The 24924-nt window shown below is 65.1% G+C and carries 18 protein-coding genes and 1 pseudogene; 10 read left to right on the forward strand and 9 right to left on the reverse strand.

The genetic code is table 11. The features are described from left to right. Window positions 1-8 precede the first annotated feature (8 nt). The 7 genes from QSU92_RS02665 to QSU92_RS02695 all read right to left on the reverse strand — a co-directional run bounded on the left by QSU92_RS02665 (window position 9) and on the right by QSU92_RS02695 (window position 9431). Window positions 9-2549, reverse strand: a complete 2541-nt coding sequence (locus QSU92_RS02665) for a Z1 domain-containing protein (RefSeq protein WP_289264659.1) — start codon at window positions 2547-2549, stop codon at window positions 9-11. 265 nt (window positions 2550-2814) lie between these two features. Then, entirely contained in the window at window positions 2815-4728 is a 1914-nt protein-coding gene (locus QSU92_RS02670) for a DUF262 domain-containing protein (RefSeq protein WP_289265796.1), read from the reverse strand. A gap of 27 nt (window positions 4729-4755) precedes the next feature. Beyond that, a complete protein-coding gene (locus tag QSU92_RS02675; RefSeq protein WP_289264660.1) occupies window positions 4756-6240 on the reverse strand; it encodes a DNA cytosine methyltransferase in 1485 nt (494 codons plus the stop codon). 39 nt (window positions 6241-6279) lie between these two features. Next, entirely contained in the window at window positions 6280-7269 is a 990-nt protein-coding gene (locus QSU92_RS02680; protein WP_289264661.1) for a hypothetical protein, read from the reverse strand. Then, window positions 7266-7784 (reverse strand): hypothetical protein, encoded by a 519-nt coding sequence (locus QSU92_RS02685; protein WP_289264664.1) that lies wholly within the window; start codon window positions 7782-7784, stop codon window positions 7266-7268. Before QSU92_RS02685 ends, QSU92_RS02680 begins: the two co-directional genes overlap by 4 nt. A gap of 29 nt (window positions 7785-7813) precedes the next feature. After that, entirely contained in the window at window positions 7814-8812 is a 999-nt protein-coding gene (locus QSU92_RS02690; RefSeq protein WP_289264665.1) for an IS481 family transposase, read from the reverse strand. A gap of 79 nt (window positions 8813-8891) precedes the next feature. After that, window positions 8892-9431: a ParB N-terminal domain-containing protein gene (locus QSU92_RS02695; protein WP_289264667.1), complete on the reverse strand. Its 540-nt coding sequence runs from the start codon at window positions 9429-9431 to the stop codon at window positions 8892-8894. A gap of 611 nt (window positions 9432-10042) precedes the next feature. Here QSU92_RS02695 and QSU92_RS02700 point away from each other — a divergent pair. After that, window positions 10043-12589 carry an NB-ARC domain-containing protein gene (locus QSU92_RS02700; protein WP_289264669.1) on the forward strand — a complete coding sequence of 849 codons (2547 nt, stop codon included), beginning with the start codon at window positions 10043-10045 and terminating at the stop codon, window positions 12587-12589. A gap of 201 nt (window positions 12590-12790) precedes the next feature. Then, window positions 12791-13285 (forward strand): HD domain-containing protein, encoded by a 495-nt coding sequence (locus QSU92_RS17545; RefSeq protein WP_422880429.1) that lies wholly within the window; start codon window positions 12791-12793, stop codon window positions 13283-13285. Window positions 13286-14257: 972 nt separating this feature from the next. Here the strand turns inward: QSU92_RS17545 and QSU92_RS02705 are convergent. Then, window positions 14258-14773: a general stress protein gene (locus tag QSU92_RS02705; RefSeq protein WP_289264671.1), complete on the reverse strand. Its 516-nt coding sequence runs from the start codon at window positions 14771-14773 to the stop codon at window positions 14258-14260. Window positions 14774-14947: 174 nt separating this feature from the next. Here QSU92_RS02705 and QSU92_RS02710 point away from each other — a divergent pair, with 174 nt between their 5' ends. From QSU92_RS02710 to QSU92_RS02745, 8 genes are all read left to right on the forward strand, one after another. Next, entirely contained in the window at window positions 14948-16333 is a 1386-nt protein-coding gene (locus QSU92_RS02710; protein ID WP_289264672.1) for an LLM class flavin-dependent oxidoreductase, read from the forward strand. Between the two features lie 132 nt (window positions 16334-16465). Then, window positions 16466-18028 carry a sulfatase-like hydrolase/transferase gene (locus QSU92_RS02715; protein ID WP_289264673.1) on the forward strand — a complete coding sequence of 521 codons (1563 nt, stop codon included), beginning with the start codon at window positions 16466-16468 and terminating at the stop codon, window positions 18026-18028. 133 nt (window positions 18029-18161) lie between these two features. Continuing rightward, window positions 18162-18827, forward strand: a complete 666-nt coding sequence (locus QSU92_RS02720; protein WP_289264674.1) for a peroxiredoxin-like family protein — start codon at window positions 18162-18164, stop codon at window positions 18825-18827. 29 nt (window positions 18828-18856) lie between these two features. Next, the gene (locus QSU92_RS02725) at window positions 18857-19684 is read left to right on the forward strand and encodes an isocitrate lyase/PEP mutase family protein (RefSeq protein WP_289264675.1); all 828 of its coding nucleotides are present in this window, start codon (window positions 18857-18859) and stop codon (window positions 19682-19684) included. After that, window positions 19657-20088, forward strand: a complete 432-nt coding sequence (locus tag QSU92_RS02730; RefSeq protein ID WP_289264676.1) for an SRPBCC family protein — start codon at window positions 19657-19659, stop codon at window positions 20086-20088. The genes QSU92_RS02725 and QSU92_RS02730 overlap by 28 nt, the downstream gene beginning before the upstream one ends. A 61-nt stretch (window positions 20089-20149) precedes the next feature. Then, window positions 20150-20320 carry a hypothetical protein gene (locus QSU92_RS02735; RefSeq protein WP_289264677.1) on the forward strand — a complete coding sequence of 57 codons (171 nt, stop codon included), beginning with the start codon at window positions 20150-20152 and terminating at the stop codon, window positions 20318-20320. A gap of 46 nt (window positions 20321-20366) precedes the next feature. Continuing rightward, entirely contained in the window at window positions 20367-21092 is a 726-nt protein-coding gene (locus QSU92_RS02740; RefSeq protein WP_289264678.1) for a VIT1/CCC1 transporter family protein, read from the forward strand. Between the two features lie 106 nt (window positions 21093-21198). Next, window positions 21199-21477 carry a hypothetical protein gene (locus QSU92_RS02745; protein WP_289264679.1) on the forward strand — a complete coding sequence of 93 codons (279 nt, stop codon included), beginning with the start codon at window positions 21199-21201 and terminating at the stop codon, window positions 21475-21477. Between the two features lie 16 nt (window positions 21478-21493). On the opposite strand, the pseudogene QSU92_RS02750 reads toward QSU92_RS02745, so the two are convergent. Continuing rightward, window positions 21494-24905, reverse strand: a pseudogene (locus QSU92_RS02750) (error-prone DNA polymerase). Window positions 24906-24924 lie beyond the last annotated feature (19 nt).

Below are 24924 nucleotides of genomic sequence, written 5' to 3' on the forward strand. Positions count from 1 at the left end.
TCGACCTCCTACGCTCGTAACGGTGCTGGAGCCGAAAACGCCGCCGCGAACTGATCCGGCCCGCCGATCGGGATGCACACTCCTGTGATGATCGTCGGATGCTTCTGACCCGTTGGCTGATTCACATAGAAGAGGATCTGGCCGTCAGAGCCAGCGGGCCGCCATGTGTGGCCCGCGACATCAATTCCTACAACCGGCTCGCCCCGGAAGTAGTAGTCCATATAGTCGTCGCCCCGATAGCCATCCGGCCCAGCCGAAGGATCCTGCGATCCCCACGGGCCTCCAAGCTGACCACCTGCAACATGTCGGCCTGCGGCTGGCACCTCGAAAGTCAGGTCCGACATTGGACCGCGAGACACCGCAGACTCGCCGCCGTACCGTATTCCGACCCAAAACCGCGGCCGCCGACTCCGGCGCAGGCTCAAGTCAACTGCCGACCACGGAAGAGAGGGATCGTCCGTCGGGAACAGTCCGCGCACACGACGAGTGAGGCAAGCATCCCAAAGGCGGAGGTAGGCGCCGAGGGTATACGGGCAATCCTTCCGTGCCGGATCCGGAGCGCGACCCGCGGAAGGCTCCGGCGGTCGGTAGAGAGGCTCCGAGTATGCCAAGGCCCCTTGTTCTTCCACCCGCGCCTGGACTTCGTCCCAAAGAACTCCCTGCCAGCTGTCGTATCCCGGGACGTAGCCGTCAAACCGCAGGCTATCGAGCAGATCCGCAGCCTGCGCCAGCGGCAACGGTTCTTCGAGCATCCGCCCCCTCAGTGTGCCGCCAGCATAGACATCTCGCGACGGGTTCTTCGCGAACAGCTCGGCGACGACAAAGGTGTTGGGGTCTTCCTGCTCGCCTGAGTTGACGATTCGTATGAGCGGCTTGCTACCCTGACACAGCGGTTGATTTCCTAGGTTCGCGATCTTTCCTGTAGCCAAGAAGCCCGCGCCCTGCAAGACGTTAGGGGACGGCGCAGCCGACTCGCCTGTCATCTCAGACGCGATGATCTGCCGCATGCCTTCATCCACGTCGTGGTACTTGGCGAAGAAGCGCAACTGGCTTGAGGATGCGAAGAGCCTGCATAACTCAAAGTATGAGCCCCGGTAACCGAACCATCTCTGCATCTGCATCTGGCTATCCGCGAGCGGCTGGTCGCTGGTCCTGAGGAACAACGTAGTCGTAAGCCCCTCGAGCGTCAGCCCTCGCGCCATCACATTGCCGGACACAAAGATCGTGCAGAGATCTCTGGCAGCGAGCCATCCTTCCTGGCTCGGCGTGGGCTCGTATTCAGGGCGATCGTCGGCAGCGGCATCGCTGTTGACGACGGCAACCCTCGTGCTCGGAATGATTTCTCGCTGAAGGACATACTTGACCTCGGCCCACTCGGGGACCATCGCGGGAACCGGTGTGGTGAATGCTCGCTGCAGTTCGACCGCCGACTTCCGGTATCGATCAACCCATGTCACCCACTCCGATTCCTCCTCGTCGACCTTGCTCGCGAGCGACGCGGGCAGGTAAGCCCGACCCGACTCGATGAGCTCGGCCGCCTCCTCGTCTGACTCGATACCCGCCCAGCGGAGGACCCTCGCCGCGGTGCTGAAGTGGTCGTCAACTGATGCCGAGGGATGGATCAGCATGGAATGAGGCTCGGGCGATAGGCGCAGTGCTTCATCCCTGCTCTCAAAAGAGTGCGTGCGAGCGGCCATCGGACCCAACCGGTCGCCAACTCGGAGGAGACGAATAGCACCAGCAACCAAGAAGGCGCGGACCGCGTCCGCCAGGTCGTCGGCCGGGTTCGTACCGACCGGCACACATATCTCTGCGGCGCGGCCACGTTCGTAATATGCCGTGCCGCCCGTGTAGTAATTCCGGAGGCCGCCCGGTTCAAAGTACGTGGACGACCTTGGTTCAATGGCTCCGGAGTCGAACGGCGTGCGGAGGGAAACCACGAAGTCCCGTGGGAATAGCGGATTCTGATCCTCCTGCAGGAAGTTCGCTTGTGGAGTTGCCGTATACCCTACGTACGTCGTGAACAGATCTCGGGGCGCCGCCGACACGCGAGGCGCCCACAGATCGGCGATCGCTCGCGGGACCTGCTTTAGGTGGCCGAAGACCGGATTCAGTGAGTTCTCGATGCGCGCATCGAGTATCGAACCGTCGTCGGCTTCATCATCGAGCACGATCATGTGGGCCGCTCGACCGCGTCGTTCGATCGCAGGAAACACGCTCTCCCGCAGACTTTGGCCTAGTGCCCGCAAATGGTCCGTCTGCTTCATGGCGACGACGATCAACGGCTGGCCGCCAGCCACTGCCCTCCGCACTTGGGCCGGCTGGAGCCGGTACAGCGTGGAAAGGGGGATGCTGCTACCTTCTCCTGCGATAACGCCGGGGGCAGGCGCCAGGATACGGCGCCGCTGCTTTGCGACGGAGTCCGCGCCGACATCGAGTTGAGCCTGAAGCCGCCCGAACGTCTGCCGCCACAGCGAGAGACGCGTACCGGCCAGGATCACGACGACGTCAGCACCGCGATCAAGTGTTTTTGCTGCGACGGCGAGCATGGAGGCAGTTTTTCCGGACTGGACAGATCCCATCACTAAGCCCCGGCGCACACGGCTCTCGGGCCAAGCTGCGGGATCGGGCGATCCGACTCCGAAGATGCCTCGCTCGACAATGTAGTCTGCGTCTCGTGAGAGCACCTCGCTCGTCGTGGAACTTAGATTGCTTAGCGTCGTCAGGTAACGGTCCCACCAACCGTCGGCCTGTTCGCGAGCGCCTTGCGGATCTACATAGAGGCGCTCGTGGTAACCCGGGGTAGCAGCCCCATCACTCGCGGGAACCGTCACCAGTCACCGCCAGCAGGGCATCAACACCCGACGAGCCGAATCTGTCCCTGAGCGAATCCGACGCCTGCTTTGGATCGACTCCGACGATCTCGAGGATCGACCTTGTGACCCGAGAGATGTACTCCCATTGAGTCTTGGTTTGCGTCTTCTCCGGTCGCCGCCACGCTTCCGACTTGCTCGCTGAGTAAAAAGCATCTGAATGAACTAGGCACAGTTCTTCAAAGTCGTCCGGCCGTACCGCAGCCACGATCGCGATCCCGAGCACGCTCCCGACCAATTGCAACTCCTGCCACTTCGTCCCGGCGCCGCCATCGCGGAACACGGCTGCCCAGAGTTCTGCGTGGCCGGCGTGGAAGTCGACGGCGTCCGAGATCAGGTGGAAGAGGTCTCGAAGCGCCGCGGGGTCCCGAAGCCGATCGCGTGGATCGTTCTGTACGCGCTGGAGCAGGTTGTCGATATGCCTTGCCGTGGAGGGCAGGTTGTCCCCCGTCTTCTCACCGAGGAGCGTAGCGATAATCCAAGAGAGCACTTTCGTTCGCCGATAGCGCGAGGTGCCGAACTCGTACGCTGAGAGGGTCTCCTGAAGGATTCCGATCTCGTCCCAGTCCTCTAGCAGAGAGGGAGCAACGCTCTCGATTGGGATTCGCGGGTCCGAATCACCCGCAGCAACAAGGATCGTGCGCGTTAGTTCGAGTTCGTGGAAAATCGCATTCCTGATTTCTTCGGCATTCAGATGAGTCCCCTGCTTGTTGTACAGGTTGAAGACCTCGTGAATCTGCGCCTGCGTCGCCCTGTTGTAAACGATGATCGGCACGAGATACTCGCTGAAGCCCTCGAAGACGTCGGCGACTGTGACCGCATCGTCGGCAACCTTGATTGAACTGTCCTTGATTTGGGTGTAGTACTTGCCGCGGAGCGGTTCCAATGCCTCCCCGGCGAGACCTCTGACATCAGCCCGAAGCTTGAAGGGGAAGAAGTACTTTTCCTCGAGCGACGAGGTGATCGGCTCGCCGAAAAGTCCCTTCCATGCGCGCTTAAATCTCGGGTAGTCGGTCGCGAAGAGATCACGCAGATTGTTGCCCGGGTGAGTTCGATCAGCATCAGCGACGATCTCAATCGCCAACGGATGCTTGCCGACGAAGCGCAGGATGGATGTCAACCGCTGCTTCCCGTCCACAACCTCGTACGGTTTGCCCGCACCGCCCGACGGCTTCAACAAGATGACGGACGGAAGTGGGATCCCGCGGAGGATGGACTCAATGAGAATTTGGCGTGCACCCGTGCCCCACACATCGCCGCGCTGATAGGAGGGAGCCAGATTCAGACGACCTGCCTTCGCCGCTTCCACGAACTCGTTGATGCGCCACGTCGCTGCCTTGGCGGACACCGGCACAGGCGTAAGGGTCTCTGCGGAGTCGTCCTCCTCGTCCTCCCACGCCGCGATCCAATTCCGGGTCGCCGACTCACGCGTACCGCCGTCAGCTTCATAGTTCTCGAGAAACACTTGCTGGAGACGGACTGCGCGCTCCGCCCGGTCGCGCAGACGATCAAGACCTACCAGTGTCAGGTGCGGCGATTCCCTCGGCCCGGAAACCACATCGGCAACGTCGCGGAAACCCAGGAGACCGGCGAGGGAGCGAACGAACTGCTCCGTGCTCTGCAGAGCTAAGGGTTCGTCGAAACGAAGCCAGCCCTGTACGTCGGCTACTCGGGCAATCCATGCATCTGTCGAGAAGTCCACTTCCTCTGAACTGAAGGACGCGGCCACAGCATCGAACTCAGTCGGAGCGTCACTTGCCTGCGACAGGGTCGCGAGCAGTTCGGATACATCCGCCCGCGACTGGACGATCGGATCCTCGGCGACTTCATCGTCGATCTCATCAAGTTGCTGCATCACAATCCGTGCCTTCCAGTTGGCAGACTAGGCGGCCTTGTTAGCTGAAGCCATTCGGGATTCCACCACGTCGATTCCGCGGAGCAACGGCTCTGCGATGGCCCTGACCACGCTCGCGTTGACTGCGTTCCCGAGGGCTTTGTACGCTGCGACGTCGCTTGCAGGAAGTCTCACCCCATCGAGGCTCTGCAATTCCGCACACTCTTCGGGCGTCATGTACCGACGAACGCCCAGGATGCCTCTGCCCAGGATCGGCACCTGGGTGCTAGTCATGGCGATGAGGCTCGGTGCGGTCGTTGTGCGCTTTACTCGTATGCCGGATGCGCGAACCTGTAGTACGTAATTGTCAATCCGTCGTTCGCCGCCCTGGGCGTTCCACTCGAACTTTTGCAGGCTCTGCGGTAGCAGCCAGGGCTCCCACTTATTCATCCAGGGGACAATCCATGAGTGGTTGTCGCTGAAGAACTGCCGGTTTTGCCGGATGAATGATTGTTTCCAGCGTGGAAAGGACAGGCTTCCGTCCCGGCGCGCGTAACTCGGAAGAGCATCATATTGCTGACGGCGTGTTAGCCCAGCGAGTTCACGTCCGAAGCTGCCCTGGAATCTACCGAGTCCGCTAGCCCCTTCCGCTTCCCAGATGGCGACAGGCGTGCCCTCGTCGACGAACGGGTAGGTGGCGCCAAACTCCATGGACCAGATTGGGAATGACGGAAGCTTGACTTCTGCCGATGAACGTACGAGGAAGTCGTCCCACATGTCGATTGCCCGTTCCGTTTGGGCGGGGATCGCGCGACTGGGCGTCGCGGCCGCATCGAGCACTGTTCGAATGTCTGTAGTTGCCCTTGTCGGCTCGGGCCAGTCGAAGTCATCCAGTCCGTCAAGAGACCCGACGAAATACGCCCGCTCTCGAATCTGCGGGACCCCGAACTCATGGGGCGAGTACTGCCGCCACTCAACTTCGTACCCGGCTTCGCTTAGTTCCGACAGCATGGTTTGGAGCGTTGCGCCATTCTTGTGGCGCAGAATGTTTGGGACGTTTTCGAGGATGAAGCGACGAGGTTGCTTCTGCTTCAGGATGTCAAGCACTCTGAAGAACAGTTGCCCCTGCAGCGTGTGCTCGAAACCGAGTTGCTCTCCCGCTTTGGAGAACGGTTGACATGGGAAGCCCGCCGTAAGTACCTGATGGTCGGGCACGTGCGCGGCGATGGCTTCCGGAGTATTGAGTTCGTTGACGTCAGACCATACAACGGTGCCAGGGAAATTGTCTGCGTACAGCCGGTTGAGGGTCGGCTCCCACTCCGCTGCGAAGACTCCACGGCCGCCGAGCTGCTCCAGCGCGACATGGAAGCCGCCGAGGCCGGCGAAGAGGTCGATGAAGTCAAACCGCTCCATAGCCTTGGTCACACACACCCCTCTCCTATTCGATTGCCAACCTATCGTCGACTGCGGACAGCAGACGCCGTCCTCGCCGCTGATCCCCGAATCGATCTTGCGGCCGACGCGCGCGAGCACTCTGGCATTGGATGGGAGGGCGTGCTGCGGTGGCGCCAGCTACGAGTCCTCGTCCAAGCCCTGACCCGTTGCCCGCTCGGCCGGCTGCCTCGTGACGGCGTCGCGGAGCGCAGATCGCATCGGCTTTCGGCGCCGAACGATGCGAACGTCCTCAGCTTCTGGTTGGTCCTGTGACTCGTGATCAACAAAAGCCTTGATCTGCGGCCAGAGTTCCCAGCCTGTTGGCACCTCCGAGGAGAGTTCGTGCATGAGGCGCCCTCGGTCCATGATGACGTCCACGTCCAGATTGATGTGATCCCAACGCGGATCGCTATAAGGCATCGCGAATGGGATTGCGAACCCAATATGAGGCTGAGCGCCCACCGTAATCCAGTCACGCCACTGCGAGGGCCGTACGTCGCGCGGCTTGTTGCGGTATTCGAACTCCACTGTGTTCTGCACGAGGATGATCGGAAACGCGTTGCGCCCGTCCGGGTAAGCCCTCCACGCAATGACGTCAACACCGGCATCCTGATAGTCATCATTGATGGCGGTGGTTCGCATCTCGAGGCCTAACGCGTCCGCAACCCACGCCACCGCCAGCGAGAAGCGGCCCGGTCGCCCCCCTCGAGGCGGGGTTCCGAACGTTAAGGCTCGCGCGCCGGATCCTAAGTGATTGCGGAAGGCGACGCGAACGATCTCGTCAAAAACCTCGTCGGAAGTCCTGTAATCCCCGGACGCGCGAAGAGGTGTCCCCCTCAAGGACAGCAGCAAGAGGCAGGCGTAAAGGCTGCTCGAGTCACGTCGGTCGAGTCGAACCCCGCGGTGTTCCGACCTGAATGGGTAGAGCGCCCCGAAGTCTGCGGAACGCCGCTCCACCTCCGCCAGCGCATCCTCTAGTTCAAGGTCGTTAGGTTTGCTCCCGCTTGGGAACTCCCCTCGTATCTCGGCGATACTAAGAAAATCGTCTTCTCCGAGAAGCAGCCTCGCCTCGATGAACTCGGCCAACGAGTGGCTGTCGAAGTCGATGGGAACTGCGACGGACCTCACGCTTCTGTCTCCGTCGATGCTGCGATCTCTTCCAGGATGCGCCGGACCTTCGCTAGGAACTCATCCACCCGGCCCTTCCCAACCTTGTTTCCATCAAGAATCTTCTCGAGTTCCCGAAGGACGCGCGCAGACGAGCGTGAAAACTGCTCGTGAGCGTCGGCCAATGAGTCGACCGCGTCGACCAAACTGCCGGTTTTCCGGAGCGTGTCGGCGGCGGAGGGCTTGGCGAGGACTTTTGAGAGGTCGCCGAGCTGCCGGCTATCCGTGATGACTCGTCCTTCCCCTCGACTGTTCCCGAACACCCAACGGAGGAGATCCCGCAGGTTCTGTTGGCGGTCATCCGGAATTGGATATTCCGTAGTTTTCACATGCCGAGGTTGGGGTGCGCCAATGAACGATTGAATGCCCCGCCGACCCAGCGCATTGGTGAAGACACCGAACGCGGCCCGGGCGCGAGACGTGTCGATTTTCCACATCTCGTCGGCCTGCTGCAGGATTTCGTGGTCTCGGTACATCGAGCGAACTTCCGAAACGTCCCGGCCCACTAGATGTAGTGCCCAGGCAGGTTGTTTGAGATCCGGCTGATGGGCGGGAGCTTTCCGATGGCGGTGTGGGGCCTGTGGTGATTGTAGAAGTGCAGCCAGGCGGGAAGAGCGGCGCGGCGGGCTGACTCGGAGTTGTAGTGCTTCGAGTAAGCCCAGCCGTCGGCCATGGTGCGGTGGAAGCGCTCGATCTTCCCGTTGGTCTGTGGGCGGCGGGGGCGGATGAACTTCGGTGTGATCGCCAGCTCTTGGCAGGCGTGCCGCCAGGCGTGGGATCGGTAGGCCGATCCGTTGTCAGAGAGCACCCGTTCGACGATGACGCCGCGGTCGGCGAACCAGGATGTGGCGCGTTGCAGCACGCCGATCGCGGTGGTCGCGCGTTCGTCGTCGTGGATCTCGGCGTAGGCCACGCGGGAGTGGTCATCGATCACGGTGTGGACGAACGCGTGCCCGAGGAGAGGGTCGCGGTTCTTGCCCTTGCGGCGGTTCAGGTCGGACGCGGCCCTGTTGCGGTCCCCCTGAGCGCGCCCGACGAACCGCCAGCCACCGCCGATCGGGATGTTGCCGAGCTTCTTCACGTCCACGTGGATCAGGGCGCCGGGGCTGTCGTGCTCGTATCGTCGGGCCGGTTCCCCGGTCCTCACGTCGACATGCGAGAGCCGGTTGAGTCGGCAGCGCACCAACACCGCGTGGACCGTCGACGCGCTCAACCCGAGCCGGCCAGCGATCTGCACCGGCCCGAGACGCTTGCGCAAGCGCAGATGCACGATCTTCTTCACGACGGGCCGGGGAGTCTGGTTCGGGTGCACGTGCGGTCTGCTCGAGCGATCGACCATGCCCTCCGGCCCGAGCTCGACATACCGCCTGGCCCATTTCGTCGCGGTCGGATACGACACCCGGAAGAACCGGGCGGCCGCCGCCACGGACCAACCCTCATCGACGATCTGCTTTGCCAGGCGCAGCCTTTGGCGCGGCGTGAGGGCCGCATTAGCGTGAGACACGAGAACCTCCCGGGTTTCAGAGCGAAGTGGTAGCAGCTCCACTCTGCCGGGAGGTTCTCGTCACATCACGGCAACCAGGTCAAACAACGTCCCTGGGCACTACAACTAGATCTGCAACGTGCTCAAGGGTGTCGTTCTCGTTTACGAGCCGAGCGATGTATCGCGCCTGGGCGTAGGGATCCCACGGCTCGATGCCTGAGATATGGCGATAGCCGAGTAGGGGCGCGACCGAACGTTCATCGTCGACCACTAAGACGGGAAGCATATGGGGGACGCCAGTCGGGGCAATACGCTTCCAACCTTTGTTCTCCTCGGCGAACCGCTCGCGCAGCGCTTGGCCAGCTAGTCCCATGAGTGCGGTAAGGCGGCGGTTGCCCTCGATGACCCGGAAGCCCTCGCCCTCGGGCACGGCGATGAGAGGCTCGCTCTGGAAGAACTCGTGCGTCGCGATGCTTTCCGCGATACGCAGCGGGTCATAGTGCTTGTTGATGTAGGTCGCCAACTCCTCCTGAGAGACTTCGGGTCTCTGCATCGAGGGGGGAAGTCGCGGATTATTCCAGTCCAGCCTCAAAGATTCGAGCGGTAACTGTAGGAGCTTTCCGCTCGCGGGATCGGTCACCGGCACATGCTATCCGCAGCCAAGCTCAGACTGCCATGAGCGGCAGGGCTGAGGACAGAGACAGCGGAATAGCCCGTTCGACGTCCACTTCGTTCCCCACGATCGGGGACTTTGACGTCCCATGCCTAAAGAATGGACCGATCAACGGTCGGTGGTGGCCCCCACGCGGCAGGAATGCGCCCGACCACGCAGGCTGTACGTCGATCGCGTGGACGAGAACCCTCTGTTCAGCGGCGCCGTCGCGGCCGAGTTCGACGATGACCATTGATTCGGTTGCCTTGTTCTCATTTGAGAGTGGTGCTGCCTGACCGACCACGACCTGGCGAGTACTCGGGTGAATCGCGGCGTGCTGATCCGCCCCGACAACTTGGGAGTGATCGTCGGACAGTTGGTTGTGAACGTCTAGCGCTCGATGACCCTCGCCATGCGAGACGGATAACATCCGCGGAAATTACAAGGGGTCTGAGGCGATCTTGCCCGCAGCCTCCGACATCCCCGTAGTGGGCCCGTGGTAACGACCATGCCCATTCGAACACCGTGCGAGCCGCAGCGCCGCTTCCCGCGCGGTTGCCCTCTACTGTTGACCAAGAATCACGTCGACAGGGGATCAGATGAGCTTCAACGCCACTCGCCTTACGTGCTTTGCGTTGATTTCGGCGATCGAGACCGACTGTCGTGAGGCGATACTTGCGCTCGACGCAGACATCGACGTCCAGATCCCCGATGGTGCGCGACAAGCGGCCGCACACCGTTTGGCGCGTGACCGCAAATCCATCGGTGATGACCTCGATGTGTTGGTTCAGTATCTCGACTTCGCGGACTCCTACCAGGCGTTGCTCGCCAACAAGCAGCATCTGAGCGACTCCCTTCGTGACTCACTTGGCACGATCGCATCCCAGTTGCAGGCCCTCATTCAGGTGCGAAATCGAGTTGCGCACTCGCGACCGATGGAACTTGGGGACTTGGCGTTGGCACTCGATGTAGCCAACGCGCTAGTCGCACACTCGCGCTTCGACTGGAGCGCGACAGACGAGGTGGTCACGCGCCTTCAGCGCGAGCCATCATTCGTGCTTGGCCTGACCGTCGAACTGCCTGCTGATCCTTTGAAGCAACCGCAGCATAATCTCCCGATTCCAGACTTCGATGAAACCGGCTTTTTCGGGCGAGCGGCGGAACTGAAGCGCATCAAGAAGGCTTTACTGGGCGCGTACCCGGTCGTGTCCGTGCTCGGCGACGGCGGCATCGGGAAGACAGCGATTGCGCTCAAGGTCGCGTACGACCTCCTGGACGCGCAGGACAGCCCGTTCGACGCGATCGTTTGGGCAACGGCAAAGTCGACGACCCTGACTGATCGGGAGATCAGCACGATTGGAGGTGCGATCCAGGATTCGCTAGGACTGTTCGAGGCTGCCGCCAAGGAACTGGCGGGAAACAGTCAGTCTGACCAATCTACGGATCCCATGGAGGAACTCCTCGAATACCTCGAACAGTTTCGCGTACTGCTTATCCTCGACAACCTCGAAACGGTTACTGATCACCGCCTTCGCTCGTTCCTCCTGGACCTGCCGGTGGGGAGCAAGGTGTTGCTGACGAGCAGAATCGGCCTTGGCATTGAAAATCCCGTGAAGCTTGACCCGCTCACAAACGAAGAGTCCAAGCGTCTCCTCCGTACGCTTGCCGGTATCCGCGGGGTCGACGCTCTCCGAACGTTGGGAGACGATAGCCTCACTCGCCTCGTGGCGAAGCTACGCGGTCACCCGCTCTACATTAAGTGGCTCGTCTCTGGTGTGCAGGCCGGCCGCCGGCCGGCCGAGCTCGTGAACGACAACAGCCTGCTCCTCGACTTCTGTATGTCGAATGTCTGGGACAAGCTTCCACAGCCCGCTCGCAACGTCCTCCAAACAATGCAGATTGCCCGCGGGCCGCGCAATCTAGCGGAACTTGCCTTCCTTTCGACGATGTCTGCCGAGAAGATCCAAACGTCGGTGCTCGATCTGATGACGACAAACTTCGTGACGATGCGCCACGCCGCGGAGGGGGATCTCGAAGGCTCATTCGAGCCCGGCGAGTTCGCGGCGCAGTATCTCTCGAGACATCAACCTCCCTCGACCGGCCTCCGGTCACAGGTGACGGCCAGGTTGCGAGAACTTGAGGACATGGGCCGAGACTTCATGGCGCAGAGCCGGTCGAATCCGCTTGACCCCTTCATCATCGACGTACGTGATCGCGCCGATGTCCCGACAGCACGGCTACTTCATGCGGCAGTCCGCGAGTTGCGCGACGGCAACTTCGACCTCGCGCTGGAGCACTGCGCCGAGGCCCAGGTTCTCTCGCCCACGTATGGCGAGGTGTGGCGGGTCCAAGGGATCGCTCACTATTATCGCGAGGACGTTAGCACCGCGGCCGAAGACTTCGAGCGCGCTCTGGAGCACGCTGACAAGTCCGCGGTAATGGCCTTTCACGTAGCCAATTTCTTTGCCGACGCCACCAACGACCTGGAGCATGCGCTGAGGGTTGTCAACGACGCGCTTAAGACCAACTCACGCAATCCTGCGCTTCTGCACCAATTGGCGGATGTGAGTTTTCGCATGGCCCGATACGGCGACTCCGTCGGGGCATGCTCGCTCCTTGGAGGCATTCCACAATCTATGATCTCGGGACACGCGATCGCTATCCTGTGTCTCCGCGCCGCCGTGTTCGGAGCGGAGGACGCGCTGTGGAACAGCAATCTCGGCGCGGCGGCCGAACTGCTCGAAGACGCACTCGCTGCGCTGGAGAAGTTGGACCCGTCAGACCTGGACGTCGTGGCTGCAGACTGGCTAATTCACCTCAGTGAGCTTTCGGCGCGTCTCAGACGAGATTCCGATGGAGATGAGTTTCTCGTGAAGCGGGCCGGTGAATTTCAGCTGGCATTTGCGCAGCGCGCAAGAACGATCGATCCAGCGAAGCTGTCCAGGCTGACTGGACAGATCAAGCATCTCGACGACACAAAGAGGTTCGGTTTCATCCGGCGCGGCGAGCAGGATTTCTTCTTCCATCGCAATGATCTGATCACCCGCGACGACTGGAATGAACTGGCGACAAGCACCCTGGTTGCCTTCGATCCGGAGACGACACAGAGGGGTAAGCATGGCGTCCGCGTGCAACCACTGCTGTGACGAACCCCGGAGCATACCCGGCATGATCTATGCCGGTGCGGGTGTGCAGCCGTTGGCTCGTACTTCGCCATGATGTCGAGCAGCAACGCCTCGGACCGGGAGGTGGGCGCGACACTCCGGAGAATCGCACGCAACTCGAGCCATCCGTCCCAGAGTCTCCGTCGAACGGGGTTGGCTGACATGGTCCCCGAACTGGCTAGCATGCGGGTGCCTCAAGATCCGCGCTGGCACCCGGAGGGCGATGCACTGACGCATTCTCTACTTGCCGCGGACTTAGCTGCCGAGTTGTACGACCGATCAGACCTCCCGCTGGACCGCAGAGAGGTCGTGGTGTTGGGTGCGCTGCTACACGATGTGGGGAAGCCTGCGACGACGCGCGTGAGGGATGGGCGGATCACTTCCCGAGGGCACGCTGAAGTTGGCGAAAGCCTAGTCATAGAAATGGGTGCACGGATGGGCTGGCCGGCTTCGCTGACGAATGCGGTTGCTGCGCTCGTTCGACATCACATGGCCCCCGTATCAGTGGCCGGAGCCCCAACCCGCGGCGCAGTCAGGCGGCTACGTGCTCGATTGCTAAAAGCGAACACTTCGCTCGAAGAGTGGGGTATCGTGGTCGACTCGGACGGCGCATCCCGTGGGCCCGGTGCCATACCGAATCGCTCGGAACCTTGGCTTCGCGTAGGTTCTCTCCTTTAGGGGCCGACTCGGCCAGGCCCCCCGCGTCGTCCAAGGGCACTCATAGGAGAATAAGTTCGCTGTGCGCGTGTAGTTGTGCTCGCGATCTCGTCGCTATGGAGTTCCGCCCCGGGCGGTGACCCGGACTCAGGCGGACCAGCTGACATCTGCCGGATGTCAACGACGCCCTGCGTTCAAGCGTTGCCGACCGCAGTTCCGCGGCATGCGCCCGTGTCCGGCGTCCTCACGCGGCGCGTTCTACCGATCACCGGCCAGGCCGACAACGGTGATACCTGGCTCAGTGAACTCTCTGGCCCAGTGCGCGAAGTTGCACTCGTGAGATTCCACTGGAAGGGGCGGCCGTCAGGCGTCAGGCCGAAGGCGCGCAACAGCCCGGCACGTGGAATCATCACGCGCGTCCGAGCTGCACCATGGGGATCGTCCCGTTCTCGATGCCGAGCTTGATTGTGCGGTAGTCGACGCCGACGAGCTTGGCGGCATCCTTCATCGTCAATGCGAGCGAGTTCGCAGACCTGCTGTTGTCTCTCTCCTTACCGCGAGCAATGCCTGACATAGATTGCCCACGCCTTATTTCTGCCATATGCAATACGCGACATCAATTGCTTACTTGCTCGAAATCGTGGGACACTCACCACACGAGCGAACCAAGAGACGCGTTTGCGCACTCTGACAGCAAATCGCGCCAAAACGTGCAGAGGACGCAAATCGGCCTTCTGAAGAGGGGCCGAAAGCAGTCGTGGCCGCATTCTATTGCGGGCTGGGCCGGAGCGGCGTTTTGCGATTGGCGATTCTCGACCGCATCTTGGCCGCATTCCATCCGCCGCTGGCCGCTTTCGGACGTCGCTGAATAACTCTGCGATCTCGGAAACCCGTGTAATCCCGCGGAATATGCCGCTGGAGGTCGCTAAACAAAAAGCTCAAACCGTGTTCGAGTCCCTCCAGGGGGTACCGTCACAACGAACACGTTGCGCATCACACCCGCGGGGTCGGCGCGCCGCCCTCGGCCGGAGCAGCCGACGCACCAGGCGCCGTGTTCACCAGAAGGCTCTGGGCCCGCAGCAGCTCATCAGCCCTGACGGTGACGTCCCACCGCTCCGCGAGGAACTGCTTCACGGAACTGAAGTCACGACGACCCCGGGTTGCCGCATGCCCGACGAAGCCGAACACCGCGCCCCAGAGCGCACCAAGTCCGAGGCCGAGGAACAGCAGCAGGATCCACGCCGCGATGTTGTCGGACAGCAGCCCGAAGAGCAGGCCGATGAGGAGGCCGAACCAGGCGCCGGAGGCGGCGCCGTAGCCGGCGGCCGTCCAGTTCGTCATCCTCCCGGTCACCTGCTCTTCGATTCGGACGTTGTAGCCGATGATCGCGACGTGCTCGACGGGGAACTGCTTATCCGACAGCCTGTCGACCATCGCCTGCGCGTCGGCGTACTCGGTGAAGCTGGCCAGCACGGAGCGTGCTTGGCTGGAAGGTGCTGCGTCGGTCACGGTCACTCCCCGGTTCCTGCGGTGTCGGACCTCACCGAACACCTCGGCTGGTCCCTGGGCCCATCGTCCGCCACGGTGTCGACCGCGTCAACGGCTCCGTAACGGCCACCCCCCTGTGTGACGCTCGATGACGGCCGGTTCGGCCACCGCAGGCTCGGTCCCGATGCTGGAGGCATGAGCAAGCAGATCCGGTTCAACGCCTTCGACATGAACTGCGTCGCGCACCAGTCATCCGGCATGTGGCGGCATCCCGATGACCAGTCCGCCCGGTACAAAGACCTGTCGTACTGGACGGACCTCGCCCGCCTTCTCGAACAGGGCACCTTCGACGGCATCTTCATCGCCGATGTGCTCGGCACCTACGACGTTTACGGCAACTCGAACGAGGCCGCGATCCGTCACGGCGCGCAGGTGCCGGTGAACGACCCGATCCTGCTCGTGTCGGCGATGGCCGCCGTCACCGAGAACCTCGGGTTCGGGGTGACCGCGGGCACCGCGTATGAGCACCCCTACCCGTTCGCCCGACGCATGTCGACGCTCGACCACCTCACGAAGGGCCGGGTCGGCTGGAACGTCGTCACCGGATACCTGCCGAGCGCCGCGCGGAACATGGGGCACGACGACCAGCTCGAGCACGACCAGCGCTACGACGTCGCCGACGAGTACCTCGAGGTGCTCTACAAGCTCTGGGAGGGATCTTGGGAGGATGACGCGGTGGTCCGCGACCGCGAGAGCGGCGTCTTCACCGACCCGACCAAGGTGCACGAGATCGGCCACTACGGCACCCACTACACCGTCCCCGGCATCCACCTCAGCGAACCGTCGCCGCAGCGGACGCCGGTGATCTACCAGGCGGGGGCCTCGCCGCGCGGCATCGCGTTCGCGGCGGGCAACGCCGAGGCGATCTTCGTCGCCGCCCCCACCAAGCACGTCCTGAAGGCGACCGTCGCGCGCATCCGCGACGCCCTCGAAGCCGCAGGGCGTCCGCGCGATGCTGCGAAGATCTACACCCTGCTGACGATCATCACCGATGAGACCCCCGAGAAGGCGCGGGCCAAGCACGCCGACTTCCTGCAGTACGCCAGCCCTGAGGGCGCCCTGGTGTTCATGTCGGGGTGGATGGGCGTCGACCTGTCGGAGTACGACCTCGACGACCCGATCGGCAACGTCAAGAGCAACGCCATCCAGTCGACGGTGTCGAACTTCCAGGCCGCGAACGACGACGGCGAGGAGTGGGTCGTGCGCGACATCGGCCGTCACAGCGCGATCGGCGGTCTCGGCCCGCTGATCGTGGGAGGCCCCGAGGAGATCGCCGACGAGCTGCAGGCCTGGGTCGACGAAACCGACGTCGACGGCTTCAACCTCGCCTACGCGATCACCCCGGGCACGTTCGAAGACATCGTGAAATGGGTGATCCCCGAGCTGCGGCGCCGGGGCGTCTACCCCGAGGCGTACGAGCCCGGCACCCTGCGGCAGAAGCTGCACGGGCGCGGCGACCGCCTTCCGGGCGATCACCACGGATCGCGCTACACCGTCGGGCAGGCCCTCCCCGTCGGGTAGCGTCGCGGTATCGGACAGGATGCCACGGCTGCCGCGCCGCACCCGCAGAATCGTCACCTCGGTGGCGGGTCTGCCGTTGCACCGCGGCCCACGGCGAGTTGGAGGGCGTCGGTCGTCACGGCTCTCGCCTGGGTGACGGTCATCGGCGCGCCGCTTCTCGCGGGTGCGCTCGATCCCGGCACGGGCCTCGCGCTGCGGCTGCCGGTGGAGGCGATCCTCGTCCTGCTGCTCGCCGTCGCCGTTCCGAACGGCGTGATCCGCCGGGTCGCCGCGTATGCGTTCGGGGCGGTCACCGTGATCGCGGCCCTCGTCGCCCTGCTCGACCTGTCGTTCCGAGGAACGATCGACCGCGGATTCGCCGCCACCGAAGACTGGCGCGCCGTCATCAACGCCTACAAGGTCGTTCAAGACGTGGTGGGCCCGATCACCGCTGCGCTCGCGGCGCTCGTGGTCATCGGGGTCGCGGTCGCGGCAGTGTTCGTCGTCGGCCGGTGCGTGCTGCGGTGCGCGTTGACGGTGACGCGGCTCGGGGCACGGGGGCGCACCGCGGTCGCCGCCGCGGCGACCGCGTGGGTGATCCTGTCGGTCGTCGGGGCGCAGCATCCCACCGGAGCCGCTGTCGCCGCGGCGGACGTCACGAGAACCCTCGTCGGCGAAGCCGTGCAGGCGGCGGAGAGCATTCCTGAGCAGGTGGCCTTCGAACGTGCGATCCAGGACGACTCGCTCGCCAACAGCGGTCGCGACGATCTCCTCGCCGGGCTCCGCGGAAAGGACGTCGTCATCGCGTTCGTCGAGAGCTACGGCGAGGTCGCGGTGTCGGGCGCCGGGCCAATGGCAGGCATCACCCGGCTGATCGACGAGAGCGCCGAGCGGCTGACCGAGAACGGGTACCGCGCCGAGAGCGCGTTCCTCACCTCCCCCACCTTCGGCGGTGTCAGCTGGCTCGCCCACGGCACGCTGCAGAGCGGCGCGCGGGTCGACACCCAGCAGAAGTACGACACGCTGCTCTCGAGCGAGCGGATGACGCTGAGCCGCCTGTTCGGCGACGCCGGCTGGCGCACGGTCACGGTCAACCCCGCCCACACCGAGCCGTGGCCCGAGGGTGCGGCGTTCTACGGCTTCGACAGGATGCTCGACGAGCGAGAGCTGGCGTTCGACGGGCCTGCCTTCGGCTTCGCGCGCGTGCCCGATCAATACACCTGGCAGCGCTTCTTCGACGAGGAGCTCGCCCGGGGCGGCGCACCGATCATGGCGGAGGTCTCCCTGGTCTCGTCGCACACGCCGTGGACGCCGACACCCCGGCTCGTGCCGTGGTCGGACCTCGGCGACGGCAGCATCTTCGCCGGCCAGCTGGATGACGGCGCTACGGCAAGCGTTTGGCCCGACGAGCACCGCGTCCGCGCCGATTACGCCGAGTCGATGGAGTACTCGCTCGGCGCGACCCTGTCGTTCCTCGAGACCTACGACCCGGCCGATCTCGTGCTCGTGCTCGTCGGCGATCACCAGCCCTCCCGCGTCGTCAGCGGGCCGGATGCCGACAGCGACGTCCCCGTCACGATCGTGTCGAAAGATCCCGCGGTGTTCGGGCGGATCGAGGCGTGGGGATGGGATGCCGGCTTCCGTCCGTCAGCGAACGCGCCGGTGTTGCGCATGGACGCGTTCCGCGACCGGTTCGTCGACGCGTTCAGCGGATGAATCCGCAGTGTTACGGTTCGTGACTGCGATTCCGGCCGTTCGGATCCGGCCCGTGGGGGGCGTCGAATAATCGGAGCAACCCGCCATCGGTGCGCTCCCCTGCCGACACCCGATCTTCGACACAGGAGTCCGCATGACAAGCACCTCGACCACGACCATCGCCGCCGAAGTCGCCGACTTCGTGCCCGGCTTCTCCGAGGCCGTCGGCTCCAAGCTCTCCGCCGTCTTCGACGGTGAGCAGCGCGACCTGCGGGAGGGCGGCGTTCCCGACGGCGTCGTCTCGGTCGGCGACACCCTCCCGGCGGCCACCGTCTTCGACGCGCAGGGCCAGGCTCACGACCTGGCTGCGCTGCTCGGCGAGCGCCCTGCCGTGCTGGTCTTCTACCGCGGCGCGTGGTGCCCGTTCTGCAACATCACCCTCGCGCACTACCAGCGCACCCTGGCGCCCGCGCTCGCGGAGCGCGGTGTCGCCCTCATCGCGATCAGCCCGCAGACTCCCGATGGCACAGCAGCGGCGGTCGAGAAGGGCGAGCTCGGGTACACCGTCGTCTCCGACCCCGGCAACGCGCTCGCGCACGAGCTCGGCATCGTCACCGCGCCGAGCGCGGCCGCGCAGGAGGCGCACATCGAGCTCGGCTTCGCCGTGAAGGACAGCAACGCCGACGACACCCCCGCGATCCCGTTCCCGTCGGTGATCGTGCTCGACAGCTCGCGCACCGTCGCCTTCGCCGACATTAAGGTCGACTACACCGAGCGCACCGAGACGAGCGAGATCCTCGAGGCGGTCGACGGGCTCTGACCCCCTCACGGTCGGGTAGCGTCGCGAGTATGAGCAACGGCACCACCATCCAGGACAAGGCACAGACGCTCCAGTCGCTCCACCAGGCACCCGAGATTCTGCAGGTGGTGAACGTGTGGGACGTCATCAGCGCGCGAACGATCGCCGGCCTTCCCGAGACCCGCGCGCTCGCGACCGCCGGGCACTCGATCGCCGCGAGCCTCGGGTACCCCGACGGCGGGATGCCGCTCGACACCGCTCTGGAGGCGGCGGGAAGGATCGCGCAGTCCGTCGACCTGCCCGTCAGCGCCGACCTGGACGACGGCTACGACGAGCCGGGCGAGACGGTGCGCCGCGCGATCGGACTCGGCATCGTGGGCGCCAATGTCGAAGACCGCATGCGGCCCTTCGATGAGGCCGTCGCGCGGGTCCGCGCGATCGTGCGGGCGGCGGAGGCCGAGGGCGTCGCCTTCCAGTTGAACGCCCGCACCGATGCCCTCCTGCGCGGCGGCGATGCGCCCATCGATGAGCGGATCGACGAGGCCATCCGACGCGGACGGGCGTTCCTCGACGAGGGCGCCGCGGTGGTGTTCGTCCCGGGCGCGATCCAGCGCCCGCACGTCGAGCGGATCGTCGAGGGCCTGGGACGCGGGAAGCTCTCGGTCATCGGCTTCCCCGGTGCCCTCCCGGCGAAGGGGTACGAAGAACTCGGCGTCGCCCGCATCTCGTACGGTCCGCTCACCCAGCGCGCTGCTCTCCGAGCCCTCCGCGATCTCGGCGAGTCGCTCTACGCCGGCGGGGTCATTCCGGCAGACACCCCCGAGCCTGAACTGACGCCGGTACTGTCGTCGTGTTCACCGTCACTGAGGTCGTCGTGATCGCGCGTTCGCGCTCCGACGTGTTTGCCTACCTCACCGATGCGGGCCGGCGCCCGGAGTGGGATGACACCGTCATCTCCGAGTCGCTGACCTCCCCGCCCCCGGTCGGGGTGGGGAGCACGATCCACAGCGTCATGCGCGTGATGGGCCGCGAGGTCGAGTTCGACTGGCAGGTCACCGAGTACCTCCCCCCGGGACGGATGGCCATCGTCAGCACGAGGGGGACATTCCCGACATCCCTGCTCTTCGATCTGGCCGACCACGGCGACGGAACCCGCGTGAGCGCCACCATCGACGGCGAGCCCTCGGGAATGCTCCGGCTCGTGGAACCGATGATCGAAGACACCATCCGCTCGACCCTGGCGACGGGGCTCGGCCGGGTCGTTCGGATCCTGGAGGCGTGACCAGGCCGATCGTCGAGACATCCTCGGGCATCGGATGCCACGGATGCTCCATGATGGAGGGGTGACCTCCCGCCTTCCGCTCCTGCTGTCCCTGGCCTCGCTGGGCATCCTGTTCCTGTCGATCATCTTCGTCTTCGCACTAGTGATCGGCAGCTTCTTCGGCTTCGTCCCGCTGGAGACTGATCACGCGTCGACCGAGTCACTCGCCGACGCGCTCGCTCTCATCGCCTGATCCGTCACCCCTGGTCGCGGCACCGCCGCGCCGGTAACGTCGGCACATGACCGAGGATCGGGTGACGGCGGGACATCCCGGCGAGCCGCACCGGCCCGGGCTCGCCCAGCGACTGAACGGACTGCGCGCCGGCGTCCTCGGTGCCAACGACGGCATCGTCTCCACCGCCGCGGTGGTCGTCGGTGTGGCGGGAGCGACAGCGCAGGTCGGGCCGGTGCTGCTCGCGGGGACTGCGGCGCTCGTCGGCGGTGCGGTCTCGATGGCCCTCGGCGAATACGTGTCGGTGTCGAGTCAGCGCGACAGTGAGCACGCACTCATCGAGAAGGAGCGGCGCGAACTCGCCACCGACCCCGACGCGGAGTTCACCGAGCTTGTGGGCCTCTATCGCGCCCAGGGGCTGAGCGAGCAGACGGCGACCGCGGTCGCCAAGGAGCTCACCGAGAGCGACGCCCTCGCCGCGCACCTCTCCATCGAGCTGAACATCGATCAGAGCGACGTCGTGAGCCCCTGGTCGGCCGCCATCGCCTCGGCTGTCGCCTTCACGATCGGCGCGCTCCTCCCCCTCGCCACGATCCTCCTCGTCCCCCACCCCGCACGCATCTGGCTCACCTTCGCGAGTGTGCTCGTCGCCCTGGCGATCACCGGGTACGTCGCGGCGTGGATCGGCGGGGCGCGTCGAGGGCGCGCCGTCATCCGCACGGTCATCGGCGGGGCGCTCGCGCTCGGCGCGACGTTCCTCATCGGCACACTGCTCGGCACCGGAGTGGCCTGACCGCCGGGAGGCGGATTTTGCCACAACAGCGCCCGAAGCGAAAGGGAGCAGTCAGCACGCAGGAAAGGCGCTTCACTGGTTTTCCAGGCAGAAGGACGAGGACGCCATGCTGACCGAGTCACCGCGCACATCGCCGGAGCCGTTCGACAGAGATTCGTTCGGCGCACACCAGTTCGAACTGGTGCGGCTTGCGGCCGGAGGGTGGGTCATCACCGATCTCGCCCTGCCCCACGACGATCCCGCCTGCCTCCTCGCCTATGTGCAGGAGGACGGGTCGAGGTTCGAGGTCGTCTGGGTCCAGGCGCCGGTGCGGACCGCCTGGTTCGACTCCCTCGACGCGATCCTCGACGAGGCGCGCTCTCGCCGTCACCGCCGCATCGCCTGAGCGGGAAACGGCGCCGTCAGCGGAAATCCCTCGACCGGTGCCCGACGCCCACCCGCAGGTCTTCGAACCTGTCGGCGACGAGATTCGTCACCCCCTCCTCCGATCGCTCCAGCATTCCTCGCACGATGAGCGCCGGCGCATCCCGCGCCACCCGCCGGTAGCGGTTCCAGACCCCGACGGAGCAGATGACGTTGACCACGCCGTGCTCGTCCTCGAGGTTGAGGAAGGTGATGCCCGACGCCGTAGCGGGCCGCTGACGGTGGGTCACAAGCCCCGCCACCTCGACGCGTCGGCCGGGGTCGTGCGTCCGCATCTCGCGTGAGGTCAGCACTCCGCGAGCATCCAGCCCCGAACGGAAGTGCGTGAGGGGATGGTCGTCGGTGGAGATCCCGGTGGCCCACAGGTCTGCGGCGAGGATGTCGTAGCTGGACTGGTCCGGGAAGAGCGGCGGCTGCACCGCAACCATCGAGTCGGGGAGGAACTCCGCGCGATCCTGAGCGGCGGAGCCGGCGATCCACAGCGCCTCGCGCCGAGTGATGCCGAAGCACTCGAACGCTCCCGCCGTCGCGAGCGCCTCCAGCTGCGCCGCGGTGGCGCCGGTCCGGCGGACGAGATCCCGCATGTCGCGGAAATCGCCCCGCTGCCGACGCTCGGTGACGATCTTCGTCGCGAGGGCCTCGCCGATCCCCTTGATCGCCGCCAGTCCCAGCCGCACGGCGTGATTCCCGTCGCGCCGATGCGCGGCGGACTCGTCGGGCGCGGTCGGGTCGAACACCGGTACCGGAGGCTGGTTCCGGTGCGCGCACTCGGGGCGGCCGGTGACGCCGCTCTCGTCACCGACGGGTTCGAGCGTCGCGTGCACGTCGGAGCGGAGGAGGTCGGGGCGCTGCACCTCGACCCCGTGCCGGCGCGCATCGGCGACGAGGGTGGCCGGTGAGTAGAAGCCCATCGGCTGCGCCCGGAGAAGCCCGGCGAGGAAGGCGGCGGGATAGTGCAGCTTGATCCAGGAGCCTGGCGTAGACGAGGAGCCCGAACGACAGCGAGTGCGACTCGGCGAATCCGAAGTTCGCGAAGGCCTGGATCTGACGGTAGATCGCGTCGGCATCCTCCCCCACCAGGTTGTTGCGGGCCATCCCCTCGTACAGGCGCTCACGCAGCGACTCGATCCGCTCGACTCCCCGTTTGGAGCCCATCGCGCGACGCAGCAGGTCGGCATCCTCTCCCGAGCAGTCCCCGATGGCCATCGCCATCTGCATGAGCTGCTCCTGGAACACCGGCACCCCCAGGGTGCGCTGCAGCACAGGTGCGAGCTTGGGATGGGCGTAGGTCACCGGTTCCTGACCGAGCTTCCGACGCACGAACGGATGCACCGCCCCGCCCTGGATGGGACCGGGGCGGATGAGGGCAATCTCCACCACGAGGTCGTAGAACCGCCGCGGCTGCAGCCTCGGGAGAAGTCCCATCTGGGCGCGGGATTCCACCTGGAACACCCCGATCGAATCGGCGCGGCAGAGCATGTCGTACACCGCCTGCTCCTCCTTGGGCAGGGTCGCCAGCTCCCACCGCTCCCCCGTGGCGGTGTGGATCATGTCGAAGCAGTACTGCAGGGCCGCGAGCATCCCCAGGCCCAGCAGGTCGAACTTGACCAGTCCCATCCAGGCCGCGTCGTCCTTGTCCCACTGGATGACGGTGCGATCCTCCATCCGGGCGTGCTCGATGGGCACGACCTCGCCCACGGGGCGGTCGGTGAGCACCATCCCCCCGGAGTGGATCCCGAGGTGGCGCGGAGCCTTGAGCAGCTCGGAGGCGTACTCGATCACCTGGGCCGGGATGTCGTTGTCGGGGCCCGACTCCAGCGACGCCCCCCAGCGCTCGACCTGCTTCGACCACGCATCCTGCTGGCCGGTGGAGTAGCCGAGGGCCTTGGCGACGTCGCGCACGGCGTTCTTCGGCCGGTACTGGATGACATTGGCCACCTGGGCGGCGCGGTCACGGCCGTAGGTGGCGTAGACCCACTGGATGATCTCCTCACGGCGATCGGAGTCGAAGTCGACGTCGATGTCGGGCTCTTCGTCCCGGAGGCTGGAGAGGAAGCGCTCGAAGGGCAGCTCGTAGGCGATGGCGTCGACGGCGGTGATGTCGAGCAGGTAGCAGACCGCGCTGTTGGCCGCCGACCCGCGGCCCTGACAGAGGATGCCGCGGCGCCGCGCCTCCTGCACGATGCCGTGGACGATGAGGAAGTAGCCGGGGAAGTCCTTTGTCTCGATGACCTGCAGCTCGCGCTCGATGCGGGCGCGGTTGTCGGCTGACAGGTCGGGATACTTTCGGGGAACGGCCTCCCACACCAGATGCCGCAGCCACGACATCGGCGTGTGCCCCTCGGGAACCTTCTGACGCGGCAGCGCCGGACGCGCGCGACGCAGGGGGAAGGCGAGCTCGTCGGCGAGCTCCACCGTGCGCGCCACCGCTCCGGGGTACCGGGCGAAGCGCTCGGCCATCTCGTCTCCCGAACGCAGGTGAGCAGCGGCATGGGCGGGCAGCCATCCGTCGAGCTCGTCGAGCCCCCGGCGCGCGCGGATCGCCGCGACGGCGGCGGCGAGCCGTGCCCGCTCGGGGGCGGCGTAGTGGACGTTGTTGGAGGCCAGCACCGGGAGCCCCCGCTCCCGGGCGAGGGCGGCGAGGATGTCGTTGTCGCGGGTGTCGGTCGGGTTGCCGTGGTCCATCAGCTCCACGTTCACCGCCTCCGGGCCGAACAGCGCGACCAGCCGGTCGAGGGCGGTGGCCGCGGCATCCGGTCCGTCCTCGGAGAGCGCCTGACGGACGGCTCCCTTGCGGCATCCGGTGAGGATCGCCCAGTGCCCATCCGCCCGCTCAGCCAGCTCGTCGAGATCATAGACGGGACGCCCCTTCTCCGACCCGGCGAGCTGCGCGCGGGTGAGGGCGGCGGCGAGCCGGTGATAGCCCTCCTCCCCCCGGGCGAGGACCAGCAGGTGCGACCCCTCGGGGTCGGCGTCGCCTGCCCGCGAGGGCGTGGGCGCGCGATCGTCGAAACCGAGCGACAGTTCCGCTCCGAACACGGTCTTCACCTGCAGGTTCTCGGCGGCCTCGGCGAACCGCACGATGCCGTAGAACCCGTCGTGGTCGGTGACGGCGAGCGCATGAAGGCCCAGACGCTCGGCTTCCTCTGCCAGCTCCTCCGGCGAAGACGCGCCGTCGAGGAACGAGAACGACGAGTGCGCGTGCAGCTCGGCGTAGGGCACCGTCTCGGCGGGGCGCTCGATGGCGGGCGGGACGTAGGGGCCGCGCTTGTGCGACCAGGCGGGGCTATCTCCCCCGTCGGCACCCGCGGGGATGTTGCGCGGTCGACGCCGGTCGCTGAGGACGCGCTCGAGCTCCGACCAGGGGACGCCGGGATTGTTGAAGCCCATCAGCGGGGCCGTCCGCATC

The sequence above is a fragment of the Microbacterium sp. ET2 genome, from assembly GCF_030347395.1.
Taxonomy (GTDB): Bacteria; Actinomycetota; Actinomycetes; order Actinomycetales; family Microbacteriaceae; genus Microbacterium; species Microbacterium albipurpureum.